The following is a 19,442-nucleotide window of genomic DNA, read 5'->3' as shown; positions in this document are numbered from 1 at the left end:
GCGGCGCGAACGCGTGCACCCGTCACCGATACAGGGCGGCGGACGCCGGCCTACGCGTTGGCCGCACGCGCGTCGAGCCGGAACAGCGATACGGCCTCGGCAAGCCGGCTGCCCTGTTCCTCGAGCGACTTCGATGCGGCGGCGGCCTGCTCGACGAGCGCCGCATTCTGCTGCGTGACTTCGTCCATTTGCGTGATGGCCAGATTGACCTGCTCGATGCCGCGGCTCTGCTCGCTCGACGCCGCGGCGATCTCGCCCATGATGTCGGTCACGCGCGAGATCGCATGCGTGACCTCGCTCATCGTCTCGCCCGCATTGTTCGCGATATGCGAGCCGTCCTGGATTTTCCGGACCGATTGCGAGATCAGCTCGCGAATTTCCTTCGCGGCGCTCGACGAACGCTGCGCAAGACTCCTGACTTCGCTGGCCACCACCGCGAAGCCGCGACCCTGCTCGCCGGCGCGGGCGGCTTCCACGGCTGCGTTGAGCGCGAGAATGTTGGTCTGGAACGCGATGCCTTCGATGATGCCGGTAATCTCGGCGATCCTGGTGGAGCTCGTGCTGATGTCCGTCATCGTGTCGACCATCAGGCCGACCGCCGCGCTGCCGCGCTGGGCGACCTCCGATGCGTTGTTGGCCAGGCCGCTCGCCTGCTGCGCATTGTCGGCGTTCAGGCGCACGGTGGATGTCAGCTGCTCCATGCTCGACGCGGTTTCCTGCAACGATGCGGCCTGCTGCTCGGTGCGGGAGGACAGGTCCTGGTTGCCGGACGCGATTTCGCCAGCGCCTGTCGCGACGTTGCCCGATGCGGTACGGACTTCCGAGATCAGGCGGATCAGGTTCGCCTGCATGTCGCGCATGGAAGCCAGGACGCTGCCGGGCGGCGCGGCGCCGGTCGTGGATTCGGCGCCGAGGTTGCCCGCGGCGATATGGCCGGCGATCTCGCTGAGCGCGGCAGGCTCCGTACCCAGTGCGCGCAGCAAGCCGCGGGTGATGAAGACGCCCGAGATTGCCGCCGCCGCCGCAGCAGCAATGCAGATGGCGATCAACATCAGTCGTCGCGAGGTATAGCGGTCGTTCGATTCCGTCACCAGTTGGGCGGCCCGCGAGCGCGTGTACGTCGCATACGCGTCGGTGGCCGCGACGAGTTGGGCCAGCAGCGGGCGGCACTGTTCGTTGATCATCGTGATCGCCTGATCGCGCCGGTTGTTGGCCGCCGCATCGACGATGGCGCGCGCCACGGGGCCGTACTGCGCCTCGACCGCCGCGATTTGCCGAACCAGTTCGCGCGATTTGTCGGACGCGCCGCTTCCTTCGCGGACCGCGTTCGTCAGCTCGCCCAGCAGCGCACCGACGTCGCGGTCGGCCTGCAGTGCCGCTTCCTTCTCGACGTCCGCATCGCGCGGCCCGGTCGCCAGGACCTGGTTGCGGGCGGCGATCGCGCGCCGGTCGACCGCGACGCGAACCTTGTCCGCCAGCGTTGCGCGGGCGTTGGTGCCGTTGACGTAATGCTCGAATGCCGCGTTCGCGTTGCCGAGCGACACGATGCCGAGGAGGGAGACGAGCACAACCGTGCACGTCAGCAGTCCGAAAGCGATGATCAGCTTCGTGCGAACCGTTAACCGTCGATCGTTCATGGGGAAATTCCAGTTGTGAGTATCAAATAGCTTTCCTTATTATCGGAATGGTGAATGAACAATTTAGGACCGCCGTCCGCGGCAATCGTTTGCGCGTGACCGGCCATCGAAAAAATTCGGCCCGTGCGCCGCCCGCATCACGCCGGCGTTCCGACAGCGCTCAACTTCCCGTCCCCGGTGCCGTTAAATGGATCAGGATCGGCCTGTTCACCGATCCAGTTCAATTACGCGGTAACGGAGACCCAAGTCATCATGCTGTCATCAATTCGCGCCCGGATACTGGCGACGTGTGTCGCCATCGTCGTGACGGCGCTGGCCGTAACCGGGGGGCTCGTCTATTACGTCGTCAAGACCCACAACGACGAGGCCATCGACCAGAATCACCAGTCGATCCTCGCCGGCCACGCGCTCGCGATCGACGAATGGGTGGCGAGCCGGGCGCGCGAAACCCAGGCGCTCGCGGACACGATCGCGATCGGCGAGGGCGATCCGGTGCCGGCGTTGAAGCTGCTCGGCAAGTCGGGCGGCTTCGCGGTGCTGACGCTCGGCCTGCCGGACAAGACGGCGTTCTCGAACGTGCCGCTCGCACCCGGCTACGATCCGACCGCGCGGCCCTGGTACAAGCAGGCCGTCGGCGCGGGCCGTCTGGTCGTGACGGCGCTCTACCGCGATGCGACGAGCGGCAAGCCGGCCGTGGCGTTCGCGGTGCCCGTGGTGCGCGACGGCGCGGTGAAGGGCGTGCTGGCAGCCAGCCTGTTCATGGAGAACGTGAGCTCGATCGTGACTTCCGTTCACCCGACCCCGGCGAGCTTCGCGTTTCTGGTCGACAAGAGCGGGCGCGTGATCGCGTCGGCCAAGACCGACCTGATCATGAAGCCGGCCACCGGTCTCTCGCCGGAACTCGATGCCGATCGCCTCGGCGCACTGCAGACGGCGTCCGCGCCCGTCGCGGTCGACATCGACGGCGCCGCCAAGCTGATGCGCGCGCAACCGATCGTCGGCACCGACTGGTCGCTGGTGCTCGCGCTCGACAAGGGCGATGTGACGGCCGGCATGCGGGCCGTCGCGACGACGACGCTGCTGGCGATCGTGATCGTCGCCGTCGTCGCGGCCGCGCTCGTCGGCGCGATGACGAACGCAGCCTTCAAGCGCATCCTGATGGTGCGCGATGCGCTCACGGACGTATCGAGCGGCAGCGGCGACCTGACGAAGCGCCTGCCCGCCGACGGCGCCGACGAGGCCGCGCAGATCGCGCGAGCGTTCAACGCCTTCGCCGAGAAGATCAGTGCGATTCTGCTGCAGATCCGCGAGTTCAGCACGTCCGTCAACCTCGCAAGCGCCGAGATCGCCCAGGGCAACCAGGATCTGTCGGCCCGCACCGAACACGCGGCGTCGAGCTTGCAGGAAACGGCCGCCGCGCTCGAGGAGATCGCGGGCACGGCCCGCAATTCGGCCGATGCGGCGAGCCAGGTGAACCGTCTGGCGGAATCGGCGTCGGATGTCGCGCTGCGCGGCGGCACGGTCGTGCGCGAGGTCGTCTCGACGATGAACGACATCACGCAGGCGTCGGGAGAGATCGCCAACATCGTCGGCGTGATCGACGGCATCGCGTTCCAGACCAACATTCTCGCGTTGAACGCCGCCGTCGAGGCGGCACGTGCGAACGAGCATGGCCGCGGCTTCGCGGTCGTCGCCGGCGAGGTGCGTGCGCTCGCGCAGCGCAGCGCGCAGGCCGCGCGGGAAATCAAGCAACTGATCCACGCGTCGGTCGAGAAGATCGAGGGCGGCTCCGGGCTCGTCCAGACGGCCGGCGCGACGATGGACGAAATCGTCGACGGCGTGCGCAACATCACGAGCGTGATCGCCGAAATCAGCGTCGCCGCGAAGGAGCAGAGCACGGGGCTCGAGCAGGTGAATCAGGCGGTGTCGCAGCTCGACGATACGACGCAGCAGAACGCAGCGCTCGTCGAGCAATCGGCGGCTGCCGCGACGTCGCTGCGCGAGCAGGCGGCCCGGCTCGCGCAGACGGTCGACGAGTTCAAGCTCGCGGAGCGCACCGTGCCGGCGTGACGGTCCGGTTGACGGGGCCGGCGAGCGCCTGCTTCGTGCGCCGCACCGCAGGCACATGGCGGCGCCGTGCGGCCGGTCCGGCCGGCATGCCCGCCGGCGACGGGCGGGATCGCGCCCGTATCCTGCGCCGATCGGCGGATGCGTCGCTCACGCCGTGACTGGCTACGCTCGATTGCGCGCAGGCAGGCCGGTATCGCTGTCGTTCCATTCAGGCAAGCAGCCCGCGCGCGGCCAGATTCGCATACAGCGCGCGCACGCCGAAGGTCCACGGCGCGATCTCCGTGCAAAGCCGCACGGTGTTGACGAGTGCGCCGAGCGCGGGCGTGGAGATGGTGACGCGATCGCCGAGGTGATGCGTGAATCCGCCGCCCGGCGCGTCGCGATCCTGGATCGGCGAGAACATCGTGCCGAGGAACAGCATGAAGCCGTCCGGATACTGGTGATGCGCGCCGCAGGTCTGCGCGACGAGGTCCGCCGGGTCGCGGCTGATTTCGCGCATGTGGCTGATGCCGTCGAGGACGAAGCCGTCGTCCGCGCCTTCGACGCGCAGCGACACGCTGCATTCCCGCACGCTGTCCAGCGTGAAGCCGTCGTCGAACAGCCGCACGAACGGGCCGATCGCGCACGAGCCGTTGTTGTCCTTGCATTTGCCGAGCAGCAGCGCCGAACGGCCTTCGACGTCGCGCAGGTTCACGTCGTTGCCGAGCGTCGCGCCCACCGGCCGGCCGTCGCTGGCGACCGCCAGCACGATTTCCGGCTCCGGGTTGTTCCACACCGACACGGGCAGCAGCCCCACGTCCGCGCCGAAGCCGACCGCGGACATCGGCTGCGACTTGGAGAACACCTCGGCATCCGGGCCGATGCCCACTTCCATGTATTGCGACCACGCGCCGCGGCGCTCGAGTTCCGCCTTCAGGCGCAGCGCGGCTTCCGAGCCCGGCACGATCTTCGACAGATCGGTGCCGATGGTCGAGGCGATGGTGTCGCGTACCTCGGCCGCTTTGGCCGGATCGCCGCCGGCCTGTTCCTCGATCACGCGCTCGATCAGGCTGACCGCAAAGGTGACGCCGCACGCCTTGATGGCCTGCACGTCGCACGGCGCGAGCAGGTGCGTGGCGCCGGGTGTGCCGTCCAGCGCCGCCTGCAACAGCGGCTCGACGCGGCCGAGCGATTCGCCGGACGCGGTGCGTGCGATGGCGAGCGCATCGCGGCGGTCGAACAGGTCCGCGGTGGTCGGCACGGTGCGCGTGATGTCGAACACTTCGCCGCCGCGCACGGCGACGACGCTCGGGCCCGCGTGGGCGGTGTCGTGCCGCCAGACGCGGCCGATCAGCAGCGCGTGGGCGAGGTCGTGCGGCAGGCAGTCGGAAACGGTAGGAGTACGCATGGTCAGCTCGGCAAGAGTCGGGGGCGGTGGAGTCAGTGCGAATGGCGCGGGTTGCCGCGCTGCTCGATGACCTTCAGGTACAGCGTGGCCGGTTCGAGGCAGCCGCCGGTGGACAACTGGCCGACGAACCGGCGATAGAGTTCCTGCCACGGCGTTTGCGCCTGCGGCACGGTGAAGCTGGCGGTCTCGCGACGGCGCGCGAGTTCGTCCTCGTCGACGAGCACGTCGACGCTGCGGCGATTCAGGTCCACGCGCACGCGGTCGTTCGTGCGCAGCAGCGCGAGGCCGCCGCCCACCGCGGCTTCCGGCGACATGTTCAGGATCGACGGGCTGGCCGACGTGCCGCTCTGGCGTCCGTCGCCCATGCACGGCAACGACGTGACGCCGCGCTTCACCAGCTCGGCGGGCGGCGCCATGTTCACGACTTCCGAACTGCCCGGGTAGCCGACCGTGCCGCAGCCGCGGATCACGAGGATGCAGCGCTCGTCGATGTTCAGCGCGGGATCGTCGATGCGCGCGTGGTAGTCCTCGGGGCCGTCGAACACGATCGCGCGCGCCTCGAACGTATTCTCCGCGCCCGGTTCGGCAAGGTAGGTCCGGCGGAACGCGTCGCCCACCACCGACATCTTCATGATCGCGCTGTCGAAGAAGTTGCCCGACAGCACCATGAAGCCGGCGCCATGCTTGAGCGGCGCGTCGGGCGTACGGATCACGTCGCGGTCGGCATCCTGCGCGGCGTCGGCGATCTCGCCGATCGCGCGGCCCGATACGGTCAGGCAGTCGCGCCGCAGCAGGCCGGCCGCATCGAGCTGCCGCAGCACGGCCGGCACGCCGCCGGCGCGGTGGAAGCTCTCCCCGAGGTATTCGCCGGCCGGCATGCAGTTCACGAGCAGCGGCACGGCTTCACCGAAACGCTGCCAGTCGTCCAGGCTCAGCTCGACGCCCATGTGGCGTGCGATGGCGATCAGATGCGGCGGACAGTTGGTCGAGGCGCCGAGCGCCGACGCGACGACGATCGCATTCTCGAACGCCGCGCGCGTCATGATCGCCGACGGGCGCAGGTCTTCGCGAACGAGTTCGACCGCGCGCTTGCCGGTGGCGTAAGCCATCTGGCCGCGCTCGCGATAGGCGGCGGGAATGCTCGCGCAACCGGGCAGCGACATGCCCAGCGCCTCGGCCAGGCTGTTCATCGACAGCGCGGTGCCCATGGTATTGCAGTGGCCGATCGACGGCGACGAAGCCGTGGTCAGCTGCATGAAGCCTTCGTAGTCGATCTCGCCCGCGGCGAGCAGGTTGCGCGCATGCCAGATCACCGTGCCGGAGCCGACCCGCTTGCCCTCGTGCCAGCCGTCGAGCATCGGGCCGCCCGACAGCACGATCGCGGGCATGTCGACGGTCGCGGCCGCCATCAGGCAGGCCGGCGTGGTCTTGTCGCAGCCGGTCGTCAGCACCACGCCGTCCAGCGGAAAACCGTGCAGCACTTCCACCAGCCCGAGGTAGGCGAGATTGCGATCGAGCGCGGCCGTGGGCCGGCGGCTCTGCTCGGCCAGCGGATGCACGGGGAACTCCATCGGAATGCCGCCCGCATCGCGAATGCCGGCCTTGGTGCGCTCGGCCAGCTCGATGTGGTGGCGGTTGCACGGCGCGAGATCGCTGCCCGTCTGCGCGATGCCGATCACAGGGCGGCCCGACTGCAGCTCCTCGCGCGTCAATCCGTAGTTCATGAAGCGCTCGACATAGAGCGCGGTCATGTCGGCGTGCGCGGGATCGTCGAACCATTCCTGGCTGCGCAGACGGCGAGGGGTGTGTGACATGGCAGGCTGTCTCCTGAGGGGGCCTTTCTCATTTTGCGTGCCGAATGATACCGGTAACATCGCCTGGATGTTAGCACGGGTTTTTTGCGTAGCGGAAGGGATTTCGTGCGCGCGTGGCGATGGGGTGGGGCAGGGGGCCGGTACGAAGCCGCGCGCGTCGCGTGTCGGGATGCGCGCGGCCGTCGGCTCGTCAGGCGCTTTCCCGCGGGATGATCGTGTAGTCGATACGGATGCTTTTTGCGTCGGTCCGCTCGCCGCCGTCACGCGCCTGGAGCGCCGCCAGCAACGCTTCGCCGGTGCGCAGCCCGATGCCGTACGCATCGACCGATACGGTCGTGATCGTCGGGTGGCAGCATGTCGAGACTTCGAAGTTTCCGAAGCCGGCGATGGCGATGTCGGCCGGCACGGCGAGCCCGCGCCGGTGGCACTCCATGATCGCGCCGAATGCCGACATGTCGCTCACGCACATCACCGCGTCGGTATCCGGCCATTGCGCCAGCAGCGCTGCCATTGCGGGGCCGCCGTGGCTCATCGTGATCGGCGATTCGCCGAGCCGCACGACGCGCGGTTCGCCCAAGCCCAGCGCCTTGATCTCCGCCTGGTAGCCCTTGAGCCGGTCGAGGCCGCGGCGATCCAGTTCGCTCGCGCCGACCAGAAAGCCGATGCGTCGATAGCCGCGCTCGGCCAGGTGGCGCACCATCGCGCGGGCGGCGCGCACGTTCGAGAAGCCGACGGCGGTGTCGATCGGGCGCGTGGGCAGGTCCCACATCTCGACCACCGGAATCGCCGAGCGCTCCAATACCTTGCGTGTCGCATCGGTGTGCTGCGACCCCGTCAGCGCGATGCAGCGCGGCTGGTGTCGCAGCATCGACCGGACGAGCCGTTCTTCGCGTTCCAGGTCGTAGTCGGTGTCGCCGAGCAGCAACTGGAGGCCATGCGGTTCGAGCGCATCGGTCAGGCCGCGCACGGTGTCCGAGAAGTTGGAACTCGACAGCGACGGCACCAGCACCGCGACGAATTCCGATCGCCCCGACGACAGCGCACCGGCGGCGGCATCCGCCACGTAGCCGAGCTGCTCGATGGCCTCGCAGACCCGTGCACGCGTCTCGGCGGCCACGCTGTGACCGGCGAGCACGCGCGACACCGTCATCTTCGATACGCCGGCGAGGCGCGCTACGTCGGACATGCGGGGCGGCCCGGCGGGCCGGACGGCGGTGGGACTGGGCATCGGAATCGCGATCGGGAGAAAGCCGGAAAGGCTACATCATACCGGGGCGGCGTACCGTGCAGGCCGGCCGCGGCGTGCTCGTCGCGGTGAGGTCCGTACTAGGGAAACCACGCGTTCGGCGGCACTTGTACGCGCGTATCGCAGCGTGCTACCTTCAGTTTTGTTACCGGTATCAACTTGCCGATCGCTCCCGTCGCCTCGTCGGCTTTTTTTTGCCACCGGATGTTATCGGTAACATCGATGCGTCAAGCGCACTCGCCGGTACGAAGAAGACCTACACGAACAGGAGACAGACCGATGCCATCCATTACGCAGGCCGCTGCCGCACCGGCCGCGGCCGACTCGTCCGAAGACGCCCTTTACCGCAAGGTCATGCGGCGCATCCTGCCGTTGCTCCTGCTCTGCTACGTCGTGGCTTACCTGGACCGCGTCAACGTGGGCTTCGCGAAGCTGCAGATGCTGGACGACCTGAACCTGAGCGACGGCGTCTATGCGCTCGGCGCCAGCATCTTCTTCTGGGGCTATTTCCTGTTCGAGATGCCCAGCAACCTGCTGCTGCACCGCTACGGCGCACGCTTCTGGATCGCGCGAATCATGATTACGTGGGGCATCGTGTCGTCGTCGATGGCGTTCATCGTGCCGCTCGCGCAGTTCTTCCACGTGCAGACGACCACGATGTTCTACACGCTGCGCTTCCTGCTGGGGCTGTGCGAAGCGGGTTTTTTCCCGGGCGTCATCCTTTATATGAACTACTGGTTCCCGGCGCGCCGCCAGAGCGTGGCGATGTCGGGCTTCCTGGTCGCGATCCCGCTGAGCCTGACGCTAGGCAGCGTGGTGTCCGGCTGGCTGATGGAGCAGACGCACGGCCTGTCGGGCATGAGCGGCTGGCAATGGATGCTGCTGCTCGAAGGGCTGCCGTCGATCGTGGTGGCGTTCGTCGTGCTGGCCTGCCTCGGCGACGGCCCGCAGTCGGCGAAGTGGCTGTCCGCCGACGAGAAGGCGGTACTGTCGCGCAACCTCGAATCCGAGGCCGCGCACAAGTCGCACAGCATCGGCGCCGCGCTGCGCAGCCCGCGCGTGTGGCTGCTCACCTTCATCCTGCTGACGTTCAATACCGGTTTCTACGGGCTGGCCTTCTGGCTGCCGTCGATCATCCGCGCGTCGGGCGTGCACAGTCCGCTGCACATCGGCGTGCTGACGGCCATTCCGTACCTGACGGCGATCTTTGCGATGGTGTGGAACGCGTCGCACTCGCGCAAGACCGGCGAACGCCGCCTGCATGCGGCGATTCCCGCGCTGATCGGCGGCGTATTCCTGATCCTGAGCGCGGCGTTTGCGCGGAACGTCGCGCTGTCGATCGTATTCCTGACCATCGCCACGTGCGGCATTCTCGCGCTGATGCCGATCTACTGGACCTTCCCGGGGCAGATCCTGTCCGGCACGGCCGCGGCCGCCGGCATCGCGCTGATCAACTCGGTGGGCAACCTGTCCGGCTTCACGGGCTCGATGATCACCGGCGTCGCCAAGCAGATGACCGGCGACATCAACAACGGGACCTATGCGCTGGGCGCTTGTCTGCTGATCAGTTGCGTGCTGATCGCGTCGATTCCGCGCGATATTCTGCGGCCGCCGGCGGGGCGGTAGGGCGTTCGCCCGACATGACATGCCGGGCCGGGACATCGCTCCGGCCCGGCGCCGGAGGCATCACGCCACGTGGATTGATCACGTGTGAGTTCGCTCGATCGTCGCACGCGGAATTCCGGCTACCTCCAGCCAGGGACGCCCGGCGCGCTACGCCGCTTTCTCGTGGGCGGGCGTCATGCGTCCTCCAGTGCGAAGCGCACCTTGCTCCCGAGCGTGCGTAACCGCTCGACCGGTTCGTTCGAGAACACGAAACGCACGTACTGCGCGCCGTGTGCGACGCCCCATCCGGTCATAGCCGTTGCACATACGCCGTGGCGTAGCAATCGCTCCGACATCTGCGATCCGGTCAGACCGAAATCGGACACGCGCAGCAGCATCGACCAGCCGCCCGCCGGCATGCCGAACGGGAGTCCCGACAGTTCGGCGGCGACGGTATCCCGCCGCCTCTCGAGCTCGCTCACGTAGCCAGGCAGATCGGATGCGGAATGCTCGAGCGCAACCGCCGCGGCCTCCTGAGCGATGCCGACCGGCACCACGACATTGGCGAGCGACACGGCCACCAGATCGGGAATCAGCCATTCCGGCGCGACGATCCAGCCGACCCGCCAGCCAATCATGCGCAGCTCTTTCGACGCGGCGCCGACCGTGACCGTACGCTCGGCCATGCCGGGCAGGCCGGCGGGATGGATGACCGTGCGTCCATCGAAGAGCAGCCGTTCCATCGCGCTATCGAGGATCAGCAGCAGATCGTTCTGCACACATAGGCTCGCGATCAGTTGCCAGTCGGACGCATCGAAGACGCCCCCCGACGGCATCGACGGAGACATCAGCAGCATGGCCCGCGTTTTCGGACCGATCGCTGCCCGCAGCGCGGCCCGGTCCAGCTTCCATTCGCCGCCCGGCGTGAAGGCGAACGGGACTTGCCGGGGCACACCGCCTGCAAGGCGGACGCGGTTCAGCAGACCCGCGTACGTCGGGTCGGTGACGATGACTTCGTCGCCGGTCTCGACGGTGGCGAGCAGCGTATTCAGAATGCCGGAGAGTCCGCCGGCCGACACCACCACCTGGTCGGCCGTGAAGCGTTGCCCCGAAAGCGCCGATACGTGAGCGGCAGCGCTTGCGCGTAGCCGATCCTGACCGACGAAGGGCAAATATGAATTGGCCGAGTCTCGCTGGATTGCGTCTCGGGTGAAGGCGAGCGCTTCCGAAGTGGGTGGGATGTCGGTATCGAGATTTTCGAGTCGCAAGAGGTCGACGTCGGCACGATCGGCGATCGAACCCATACGATCGACGCCGATGCCGGCAATGTGCTGCAGACGCACAGGACGGTGGTGGCGCATCGAGCCTCCGATCTTGTTACTATTTAATAGATAATATATGCATGGTGGTCGGCATGAAGGTTGAAGTCAAGGACGATCGCTCGCTGGCCGATCGGATCGCTGCCGCATTGGCGGACCGCATCATCTCGGGCGTCATCGCGCCGGGGGAGTGGCTGCGTCAGGACCACATCGCGGCGGAGTTCGGCGCGAGCCATGTGCCGGTGCGCGAGGCGTTCAGACGGCTGGAAGCGCAGGGGTTGGCCGTGGTGGAACCGCGACGAGGCGTGCGGGCGGCGCCGCTCGAGCCGGCGGACGTGCTTGAAATGGCCAAGATGCGCGCCGCTTTCGAGGCGCTGGCGCTGCGCGAGGCGATGCCTGCTCTCGACGCACGTGCGCTGGAGGAACTCGATGCGATCCTCGATCAGGAGGCGGCGGCGCACGGCATAGCCGTGCTGGGTACGCTGAATCTGAGGTTTCATCGCGCATTGACCGCGCGGTGCGGGATGCCGCGGCTCATCGCCGCGATTGGCGACATGCATCGGGCCAGCGCACGGCATTTGTATGCGACGTGGCAGCAACTGGACTGGCAGGATCGCTCGAACGACGAGCATCGGGATATCGTTCGGGCAATACGTGATGGGGATGTGGACGCAGCGTGTGCGGCTCTGTCCGCGCATATTCTGGCTGCGGGGGATGCGCTGGCTCAGGCGTTGTGCAGGCGGTAGGGAGGCAGGTCGCGCCCGGGAGCGTCAAGCGGTCTCAAAGCCGGTTTCGGGAATGGCGCGCGTCTTCTGCGGGACGGTTATAGCTAAACGCGTCGGGCGGCATGCGGCCACGAACGGCCGTTCGACACAGCTTTTTAGATCGTCGACAATCGGTGCGGATACGGGCGTAGCCTTTAGCGGTTACCGTCGATCAGATCGTTCAGCAGCGCATCGAACGCGGCCTGTGCGTCTTCAAGTTCCTGCAGGGCGGCATCAAAGGTTTGCAGCGCGAACGGCGAAGGCTCGCCGCTGCCTTGCGGCGGAAATTGCTTCTGCATCGAGGCGAACGTACTCTGCACGCGCAGCGTGGCGGCCACCATGCGCTCCATCGCCTGGGTTTCTTCGGCTCGGGCCTGTTCCGGATTCATTCCTCTCTCCTTGGATGGTTTTCTTGAAGACCAGATCGTACACGCTGTGTCCGTTCTTGCCGCCCTTGGCAGAACGACTCCGTTGAAGGTTCCAACGGCACGCTGCGGGAGAAGCGATTTAATCGGGAATGATTTCGCAGTCGCGCCGAGGCCAAGATACTCATCGAGCGTGGCTATAAAACCCCGCCGCACGTCACAACGATTGGCCGCTTTGGATAAATCTGAAGGGCCGTTCTGGGTCGGCAACAGCCGAACACGTCCGACTGCAGCCGGCCAAGAGACGACACTCGGCCAAGTGAATCGGCCGCCCTGACGACGGAAAACTTCCCCTCGGAACGGAACGTGCCTTGCTGGCTGTTCGGCATTTGACTCGCCAGCAGGAATATCGATGATTTACGGAACCTTTCCACCTTGGCTGCATACGCTATCGGTCACCTGGATCATTTTGGGTGCGGTCTGTGCCGTTGCAATCGTCGTTGACGAAGTTCGGCATCCTCAGAAGATGTGGATCATGAACGTCGTCTGGCCCCTGACGGCGTTGTTCGGGACGGTCTTGTGGTTTGCCGCCTACTACGTGTGGGGACGGAATATCACGGACGCGGGACACGACGCCGACGAACAGCCGTTCGTCGCGATGGTGATGAAGGGCACGAGTCACTGCGGCGCGGGCTGTACGCTCGGAGACATCATCGTCGAGTGGTCGGCTTTTGCCTTCCCCTCCTTGGCAGTCTGGTTCGGTTGGCACACGGTGTTCAATGAAAAAACGTTTGCCGTCTGGATCCCCGATTTCATCGCCGCCTTTCTGTTCGGCATCGTTTTCCAGTACTTCACGATCAAACCGATGCGTGGGCTTTCGGTAGGCGCAGGTTTGATTGCGGCCGTCAGAGCCGATATCGCGTCGATTACTGCTTGGCAGGTAGGCATGTACGGCTTGATGGCCATCATTCAGTTCCTGTGGTTCAAGCCGGTTTATGGGGGTATCGCGAAAGTTGCGAGCCCCGAATTCTGGTTCGCGATGCAGCTCGCGATGCTGGCAGGGTTCGCCACCAGCTATCCCGTCAACTGGTGGCTGATCAATTCGGGTATGAAGGAAAAAATGTAGTGATCTTGACTGCAAGCACGGCGAAGGCGACCCGTGGCGCGACATCTTCGGCAGCGGAGCGGAATGCATGGCGAGTGGGGCGATAGACGAAGCTTCCGCCGACGATGCGCACACAAATTCCGGTTGGCAATGCGTTTTTACACGGGGCAGCGAATGCGGGGCCGCCGCGGACGACGGGACGGCGCGTCGGGCACGCATGATTCGGCATGACGCCCGCGCCGACCGCTTCGCGGCGCCCGCACCCGCAAGGACAGGCCGGCGGGTGCGGAAAGCGCAACGGGAAATCGGACGCGCGGCGACGCCGGTTCAGTCGAGCCCGCCCTGACACAGGTACTTGATCGACAGATAATCGTCGAGCCCATAACGCGAGCCTTCGCGACCATAGCCCGATTCCTTCACGCCGCCGAACGGCGCGGCCTCGCTCGCGAGCGCGCCTTCGTTGATCCCGACGATGCCCGTCTCGAGCCGCGCCGACACGCGCGCGATGCGCCGCACGTCCTGCGTGTAGAAATACGCGGCGAGCCCGAACGGCGTGTCGTTCGCGGCATCGACGGCTTCGTCCTCGGACTCGAAGCGAAACAGCGCGGCGACCGGGCCGAAGGTTTCCTCGCAGGTCAGCTGCATGTCGGCGGTGGCGTCGGCGAGCACCGTCGGCGTGTAATAGTTCGGGCCGAGCTCGCTCAGGCGCTGGCCGCCCGTCAGCACGCGTGCGCCGCGCTCGACGGCGTCGCCGACGTGGCGCGCGATCTTGTCGACCGCACGCGCGTTGATCATCGGGCCGATCTGCGCGGCCGGATCGGTCGCCGGCGCGACCTTCAGCGCGGCGACGCGCGCGGCGAGTTTCGCGGCGAACGCGTCGTAGACGCCGGCTTGCACGTACACGCGATTCGGCGACACGCACGTTTGCCCGCCGTTGCGGAACTTGGCGGCCATCAGCCCGTCGACCGCGGCATCGAGCTCGGCGTCGTCGAACACGATGAACGGCGCATTGCCGCCGAGTTCGAGCGACAGCTTCTTCAACGTCGCCGCGGATTCGCGCGCGAGCAGCTTGCCGACGGACGTCGAGCCGGTGAACGTGATCTTGCGCACGCGGGCGTCGGCGAGCCAGTCGGCCGCGGCGTCGATGCCGCGTTCGCGCGACGCCGCGATCAGGTTCAGCACGCCGGGCGGCACGCCGGCTTCCTGCGCGAGAAACGCGAGCGCGAGCGCGGTCAGCGGCGTGTCCTCCGCCGGCTTCGCGACGACCGTGCAGCCGGCCGCGAGCGCGGGCGCGATCTTGCGCGCGATCATCGCGAGCGGGAAATTCCACGGCGTGATCGCGGCGACGACGCCGATCGGCTCCTTCACCGCGCTGAGCCGCTTGCCGCGCTGCTGCTGCGGGATCAGGTCGCCGTACGTGCGCGTCGCTTCCTCCGCGAACCACAGCACGTACGACGCGCCGTACGCGACTTCGCCGCGCGCTTCGGCAAGCGGCTTGCCCTGTTCGCGCGATATCAGCTTCGCGAGATCGTCGGTGTGCGCGACGATCGCCGCATGCCAGGCACGCAGGATCGCGGCCCGTTCGCGCGCGGGCGTCGCGCGCCACGCAGGCAGCGCGCGCGCCGCGGCGTCGGTCGCCGCGCGGGCGTCGGCGGCGCCGCTGTCGGGTGCATGGGCAACGGTCTCCAGCGTGGCCGGATCGGTGACGGCGAAGCGGCGGCCGTCGAGCGCATCGCGCCAGGCGCCGTCGATCAGGTTGGCGGTGCGAACGAGTTCGGTTCGGGACAGCGTAAGCGGCATGACAGTTCCTTGAATGAAGCGGTTCGGCGACGCTGGCTGCGCGCGGCGGGCGCGACTCCGCCCGCGCGGACAGCCGACTGCCGCGTGACGGGGCGACGCACGCCGGGTGTCAGTGACGTTCGCCGAACAGCGATTCGAGCGGGTAGTGCCGTTTGACGAACGGCGACTTGATGATCACGTAACTGAAATACTTCTCGATGCCGATGTTCTGCTCGAGCAGCCCTTCGACGATCGTCTGGTAATGGCTCACGCTGCGCGTGATGAACTTCAGCAGATAGTCGTAGCCGCCGCTCGCGAGGTGGCATTCGACGATCTCGTCGACGTTGCGGATCGCCGCGACGAAGCGGTCGAAATCCTCGCGCCGATGGTCGGCCAGCGTGACCTCGGTAAACACGACCTGCACGTCGCCGAGTTTCTCGAGCTGGATGTGCGCGCCGTAGCCGCCGATGTAGCCGGCCTTCTCGAGCCGCTTCACGCGGATCAGGCATGGACTGGGCGACAGCCCGACCGCATCGGCCAGCTCGACGTTGGTCATGCGGCCGCGCTTCTGCAACTGGGAGAGGATGCGCAGGTCGATGCGATCCAGCTTGCTGTCCGTCATGTTCACGTGAAAGGGCAAAAATGGAATGTCCGGTTACTTTAGAGTCGAACGATGGCGGCCACAAGCCCGGCTTTCCCTTGGCGCGTCAGGCCGGCAGCGCGTGCGCGGCGTCGAGCGCGCGCTGCACGCCCGCGTCGGCCAGCACGTCGTCGAGCGTCTTGCGCACGCGTTCGAACAGCAGGTCGAACTCGCCCGCGGTGAAACTCAGTGCCGGCGCGAAGCCGAGCACGCCGTCGCCGAACGCGCGAAACACCACGCCGTTCGCGTACGCGGCGGCCGCGATCTTGTCCGGCACGTTCAGCGCCGCGTCGAAGCGCGTCTTGCGGGCCTTGTCGGTCACCAGTTCGAGTGCGCCGAGCAGGCCGACCGAACGTGCGTCGCCGACGAGCGGATGCGCGCGCAGCGCGTCGAGCCCCGCGGCGAAGCGCGGCGCCATCGCCTGGCCGTTCGCGAGCAGCCCGCCTTCGTGATAGAGCTTCAGCACCTCGAGGCCGATCGCCGCGCTGACCGGATGCGCGGAATACGTATGGCCGTGGCCGACCACGGGCGTATCGGCGCGCTCGCCCGCGATTCCTTCGTAGATTTCGTCGGACATCAGCACCGCGCCCATCGGCGCATAGCCGGCGGTCAGGCCCTTCGCGACGGTCATCAGGTCCGGGTCGACCTGTTCGGCCTCGCATGCGAACAGCGGGCCCGTGCGGCCGAAGCCGGTGATCACCTCGTCGGCGACGAACAGGATGCCGAGGCGCCGGCACGCGTCGCGCATCGCCTTGAGCCAGCCGGCCGGCGGCACGATCACGCCGCCGGAACCCTGCACCGGTTCGCAGAAGAATGCGGCGACGTTGTCCGCGCCGAGCTCGGCGACCTTCGCTTCGAGCGCGGCGACCGACGCGGCGATCAGCGCCTGCGGATCGTCGCCGAGCGGATGGCGGTACGGGTACGGCGACGGAATATGGTGCTGGTCCGCGCGCGGCAGGTCGAAGTGACGGTGGAACGCCGGCAGCGCGGTGAGGCCGGCGCCGATCGACGACGAGCCGTGATAGCCGCGTTCCAGCGCGATCATCTGCTTTTTCGACGGGCGGCCGGTCGCGTTGAAATAATGCGTGATGAAACGCACCGCCGAGTCGATCGCGTCCGAGCCGCCGAGCGTGAAGTACACGCGGTTCAGCGACGGCGGCGCGAGCGCCGCGAGCCGTTCGGCGAGCTCGATCGCCGGCTGCGAGCCGAAATGGAAATAACCGGTCGCGTAGGGCAGCTTCGCCATCTGGTCGGCGGCGGCTTTCACGATGCTGTCGCGGCCGTAGCCGACGTTCACGCACCACAGGCCCGAGAACGCGTCGAGCAGCGTGTGGCCCGCGGCGTCGCGCAGGAACACGCCGTCCGCGGATTCCAGCACGGTGACGCCGCGCGCCTCGTGCGCACGGTAGTTGACGACGGGATGGATCAGGTGTTGACGATCGGCTTCGATCAGCGCGGCTTGGTTCATGGGAAGGCGGGACTCTCGTCAGGTGTCAGCGGTGAGTTCATGCTACCGGGCGAGAAATCCGCATGCGTCTTCAATTTGCGGCCCGAAACGTATGCGCGCGGCGTTTGGGCGGGGCGCTTCGGCATTTTCTGCTGCGCGCCCGACGGGCCGGGCGTGCACGTCAGTAGCCGCGCGCGCGATCGACGACGCCGATCATCGGCTGGCCCGCGCGATGGCGGGCGAGGTTCGCGAGCACGGCGTCGACCGCGGTGTCGGGCCGCGTCGCGCTGGCGATGTGCGGCGTGATGCGAATGCGCGGATGCGTCCAGAACGGATGGCCGGCCGGCAGCGGTTCGGGATCCGTCACGTCGAGGATCGCGCTGTCGAGGCGGCCGCTCGCGAGCGCCGCGAGCAGCGCCGCCGAATCCAGTTGCGGCCCGCGCCCGACCTGCACGAGCGACGCGCCGGCCGGCAGCGCGTCGAACACGCGCGCGCCGAGCAGCCCGCGCGTGCCGTCGGTGAGCGGCAGCAGGCAGATCAGGATGTCGGTGCGGGCGAGGAACGCGTCGAGCGCCGCATCGCCTGCATGACAGTCGACGCCGTCGAGCGTGCGCGGCGTGCGGCTCCAGCCGGCGCACGGGAAACCGAAGCGCCGCAGCGTGTCGAGCACCGCCTGGCCGAGCGTGCCGAGCCCGAGCACGCCGACGCGCCGCGACGCGGCCGCGCGCACCGGATGCTCGCGCCACACCTGGTCGCGCTGCTGGGCCGCGTAGTCGAACAGGTCGCGATGGATCGTCAGCACGGCCTGCGTCACGTATTCGACCATCCCTTCGACGATGCCCGGTTCGATCATCCGCACGACAGGGATGTGCGCAGGCACGCGCGACAGGTCGAACTGGTCGATGCCGGCGCCGACCGAGAACACGACTTCGAGATTCGGCAGCAGCGCGACCGGATCGTCCGGCGGCTGCCATGCGGCGAGATAGCGGACGGCTTCGGCGTCGCCGAGGTCCGGCCAGATCCGGAACGGCAGATCCGGCGCCTGTTGCGCGAAGCGCGCCGCCCACTGCGCGCCGCGCACCGGGTCGGCCTTGTAGAGAAAGCTCATCGTGCGCTCCGCTCAGCCGAGCGCCTGGTTCACGATCGCGAACGCGCGCAGCGCCGGGTCGCGTTCGGGCGTCGCGCCGCGCGCCATCGCGACGACGGTGTCGACGCGCGGCAGCCCGAGCCCCTGCAGCCAGTCGGACAGCCCGCTGTCGCCCGGTACGTCGAGCCGCACGAACATGCCCTCGTGCAGCGCGAGCCAGTGGCTGATCAGCGCTTGCGCGCGCAGCGCATCCGGCGCGATCACCGGGCCGATCACGTGGCCGCGGCCGAACCGGCGGAACAGCGCGAAGCCGAGCAGTTCGCCGTCTCGATCGAGCGCGATCCCGTTCGCGACGTCGAGCAGCGCGTCGATCACCGCGCCGCGTTCGTAGCCGGCCGCGCGCGACGCGAGCGCGGCGAGGCGCGGCCCGTCGTTGGTGCCGAGCGGGCGCAGGCGTTCGCCGGGCGGCAGCGAGATCAGCGGAGGCTGGAACGCCGCGCCCTGATGCTGATCGATCGTATCGATCGCGTCGAAGCCGAATTTCGCGTACAGCGGCTCGCCCGCCGGCGTCGCATGCAGAAAAATGGTCCGCGTGCCGAGGCTGTCGACCACGCGGGTCATCAGCTCGCGCCCGATGCCGCAGCCCTGGCGTTCGGGCGACACGATGACCATGCCGAGCGACGCGTGCGATTCGCCGAAGCGCCAGCCGAGCGCGGTACCGACGACGCCGGTTTCGTCTTCGGCGACGAAGCCGCCGCCGAGCTGGAACGCGAAGCGCCAGTCGTCGAGCCGGTGCGGCCACTTGACCGCCTCCGACAGGCGATGGGCGGCGGGCAGGTCGGCTTCGGCGAACGGGCGATAGATGAGCGTGCGGGAAGGATTGAGGTCGGACACGCCGGACTCCGGATGGGTGGGAACGATCCGTTCACTCTGCCAGCGCGGTGGCGGCACGGATAGGACGATTCGCCTGTTTTCCGGCGGCGGCGGGCGCGCCCGCGAGATCGATGCAAACCGGCGCGATCGGCGCGAACGAACGCGTGGATCGTGCCGGCGCGACACGTCGATCCGGTCACATGTGCTGTGGAATGCCACTACGATGAAGCACGCCACAGCCACAGCCACAGCCACAGCCGCAGCTGCCGCCTGCCGAAGCGCCGCACCGGCAGGCGAGCCTGCT

At 67.7% G+C, this 19,442-nt stretch carries 15 protein-coding genes; 4 read left to right on the top strand and 11 right to left on the bottom strand.

Annotated elements, in window-relative coordinates:
- Positions 1-50 precede the first annotated feature (50 nt).
- Positions 51-1,637: a methyl-accepting chemotaxis protein gene (locus WS54_RS31065; protein WP_059781794.1), complete on the bottom strand. Its 1,587-nt coding sequence runs from the start codon at positions 1,635-1,637 to the stop codon at positions 51-53.
- A 252-nt stretch (positions 1,638-1,889) separates the two neighbouring features.
- Here WS54_RS31065 and WS54_RS31060 point away from each other — a divergent pair, with 252 nt between their 5' ends.
- Positions 1,890-3,707: a methyl-accepting chemotaxis protein gene (locus WS54_RS31060; RefSeq protein ID WP_059781797.1), complete on the top strand. Its 1,818-nt coding sequence runs from the start codon at positions 1,890-1,892 to the stop codon at positions 3,705-3,707.
- A 208-nt stretch (positions 3,708-3,915) separates the two neighbouring features.
- Here the strand turns inward: WS54_RS31060 and WS54_RS31055 are convergent, their stop codons facing one another.
- The 3 genes from WS54_RS31055 to WS54_RS31045 all read right to left on the bottom strand — a co-directional run bounded on the left by WS54_RS31055 (position 3,916) and on the right by WS54_RS31045 (position 8,136).
- Positions 3,916-5,094 (bottom strand): fumarylacetoacetate hydrolase family protein, encoded by a 1,179-nt coding sequence (locus WS54_RS31055; RefSeq protein WP_059781799.1) that lies wholly within the window; start codon positions 5,092-5,094, stop codon positions 3,916-3,918.
- A 32-nt stretch (positions 5,095-5,126) separates the two neighbouring features.
- Entirely contained in the window at positions 5,127-6,908 is a 1,782-nt protein-coding gene (locus WS54_RS31050) for an IlvD/Edd family dehydratase (protein WP_059781802.1), read from the bottom strand.
- 190 nt (positions 6,909-7,098) lie between these two features.
- Entirely contained in the window at positions 7,099-8,136 is a 1,038-nt protein-coding gene (locus tag WS54_RS31045) for a LacI family DNA-binding transcriptional regulator (protein WP_082725097.1), read from the bottom strand.
- Between the two features lie 297 nt (positions 8,137-8,433).
- On the opposite strand from WS54_RS31045, the gene WS54_RS31040 reads away from it, so the two are divergent.
- A complete protein-coding gene (locus tag WS54_RS31040) occupies positions 8,434-9,780 on the top strand; it encodes an MFS transporter (RefSeq protein WP_059781806.1) in 1,347 nt (448 codons plus the stop codon).
- 173 nt (positions 9,781-9,953) lie between these two features.
- Here WS54_RS31040 and WS54_RS31035 read toward each other — a convergent pair whose 3' ends face one another.
- The gene (locus WS54_RS31035; RefSeq protein ID WP_059781807.1) at positions 9,954-11,120 is read right to left on the bottom strand and encodes a pyridoxal phosphate-dependent aminotransferase; all 1,167 of its coding nucleotides are present in this window, start codon (positions 11,118-11,120) and stop codon (positions 9,954-9,956) included.
- Positions 11,121-11,161: 41 nt separating this feature from the next.
- On the opposite strand from WS54_RS31035, the gene WS54_RS31030 reads away from it, so the two are divergent.
- Complete coding sequence (locus WS54_RS31030) at positions 11,162-11,824, top strand: GntR family transcriptional regulator (RefSeq protein ID WP_059781809.1); 663 nt, start codon at positions 11,162-11,164, stop codon at positions 11,822-11,824.
- Positions 11,825-11,997: 173 nt separating this feature from the next.
- Here the strand turns inward: WS54_RS31030 and WS54_RS31025 are convergent, their stop codons facing one another.
- Positions 11,998-12,231 (bottom strand): hypothetical protein, encoded by a 234-nt coding sequence (locus WS54_RS31025; protein ID WP_011549124.1) that lies wholly within the window; start codon positions 12,229-12,231, stop codon positions 11,998-12,000.
- Positions 12,232-12,619: 388 nt separating this feature from the next.
- On the opposite strand from WS54_RS31025, the gene WS54_RS31020 reads away from it, so the two are divergent.
- Positions 12,620-13,333, top strand: a complete 714-nt coding sequence (locus WS54_RS31020) for a DUF4396 domain-containing protein (RefSeq protein ID WP_059779824.1) — start codon at positions 12,620-12,622, stop codon at positions 13,331-13,333.
- Between the two features lie 306 nt (positions 13,334-13,639).
- On the opposite strand, the gene WS54_RS31015 is transcribed toward WS54_RS31020, so the two are convergent.
- From WS54_RS31015 to WS54_RS30995, 5 genes are all read right to left on the bottom strand, one after another.
- A complete protein-coding gene (locus WS54_RS31015) occupies positions 13,640-15,112 on the bottom strand; it encodes an NAD-dependent succinate-semialdehyde dehydrogenase (RefSeq protein WP_059779826.1) in 1,473 nt (490 codons plus the stop codon).
- A 109-nt stretch (positions 15,113-15,221) separates the two neighbouring features.
- Positions 15,222-15,713, bottom strand: coding sequence for an Lrp/AsnC family transcriptional regulator (locus WS54_RS31010; RefSeq protein ID WP_006749694.1), 492 nt, complete (start codon positions 15,711-15,713; stop codon positions 15,222-15,224).
- A gap of 85 nt (positions 15,714-15,798) precedes the next feature.
- Positions 15,799-17,199, bottom strand: a complete 1,401-nt coding sequence (locus WS54_RS31005; protein WP_059779830.1) for an aspartate aminotransferase family protein — start codon at positions 17,197-17,199, stop codon at positions 15,799-15,801.
- 160 nt (positions 17,200-17,359) lie between these two features.
- Positions 17,360-18,286: a 2-hydroxyacid dehydrogenase gene (locus WS54_RS31000; RefSeq protein ID WP_034209113.1), complete on the bottom strand. Its 927-nt coding sequence runs from the start codon at positions 18,284-18,286 to the stop codon at positions 17,360-17,362.
- A gap of 12 nt (positions 18,287-18,298) precedes the next feature.
- The gene (locus tag WS54_RS30995; protein ID WP_059779832.1) at positions 18,299-19,159 is read right to left on the bottom strand and encodes a GNAT family N-acetyltransferase; all 861 of its coding nucleotides are present in this window, start codon (positions 19,157-19,159) and stop codon (positions 18,299-18,301) included.
- Positions 19,160-19,442 lie beyond the last annotated feature (283 nt).

Source organism: Burkholderia sp. NRF60-BP8 (genome assembly GCF_001522585.2).
Taxonomy (GTDB): domain Bacteria; phylum Pseudomonadota; class Gammaproteobacteria; order Burkholderiales; family Burkholderiaceae; genus Burkholderia.
This window is presented reverse-complemented; position numbering and strand designations above follow the sequence as displayed.

What these genes read in the sequence shown, in the direction of transcription:
- WS54_RS31030 (WP_059781809.1), top strand. Translation starts at nt 11,162, where the DNA reads ATGGTGGTCGGCATGAAGGTTGAAGTCAAGGACGATCGCTCGCTGGCC.
- WS54_RS31055 (WP_059781799.1), bottom strand. Translation starts at nt 5,094, where the DNA reads ATGCGTACTCCTACCGTTTCCGACTGCCTGCCGCACGACCTCGCCCAC.
- WS54_RS31025 (WP_011549124.1), bottom strand. Translation starts at nt 12,231, where the DNA reads ATGAATCCGGAACAGGCCCGAGCCGAAGAAACCCAGGCGATGGAGCGC.
- WS54_RS31050 (WP_059781802.1), bottom strand. Translation starts at nt 6,908, where the DNA reads ATGTCACACACCCCTCGCCGTCTGCGCAGCCAGGAATGGTTCGACGAT.
- WS54_RS31020 (WP_059779824.1), top strand. Translation starts at nt 12,620, where the DNA reads ATGATTTACGGAACCTTTCCACCTTGGCTGCATACGCTATCGGTCACC.
- WS54_RS31005 (WP_059779830.1), bottom strand. Translation starts at nt 17,199, where the DNA reads ATGAACCAAGCCGCGCTGATCGAAGCCGATCGTCAACACCTGATCCAT.
- WS54_RS31065 (WP_059781794.1), bottom strand. Translation starts at nt 1,637, where the DNA reads ATGAACGATCGACGGTTAACGGTTCGCACGAAGCTGATCATCGCTTTC.
- WS54_RS31045 (WP_082725097.1), bottom strand. Translation starts at nt 8,136, where the DNA reads ATGCCCAGTCCCACCGCCGTCCGGCCCGCCGGGCCGCCCCGCATGTCC.
- WS54_RS31035 (WP_059781807.1), bottom strand. Translation starts at nt 11,120, where the DNA reads ATGCGCCACCACCGTCCTGTGCGTCTGCAGCACATTGCCGGCATCGGC.
- WS54_RS31010 (WP_006749694.1), bottom strand. Translation starts at nt 15,713, where the DNA reads ATGACGGACAGCAAGCTGGATCGCATCGACCTGCGCATCCTCTCCCAG.
- WS54_RS31000 (WP_034209113.1), bottom strand. Translation starts at nt 18,286, where the DNA reads ATGAGCTTTCTCTACAAGGCCGACCCGGTGCGCGGCGCGCAGTGGGCG.
- WS54_RS31040 (WP_059781806.1), top strand. Translation starts at nt 8,434, where the DNA reads ATGCCATCCATTACGCAGGCCGCTGCCGCACCGGCCGCGGCCGACTCG.
- WS54_RS31060 (WP_059781797.1), top strand. Translation starts at nt 1,890, where the DNA reads ATGCTGTCATCAATTCGCGCCCGGATACTGGCGACGTGTGTCGCCATC.
- WS54_RS31015 (WP_059779826.1), bottom strand. Translation starts at nt 15,112, where the DNA reads ATGCCGCTTACGCTGTCCCGAACCGAACTCGTTCGCACCGCCAACCTG.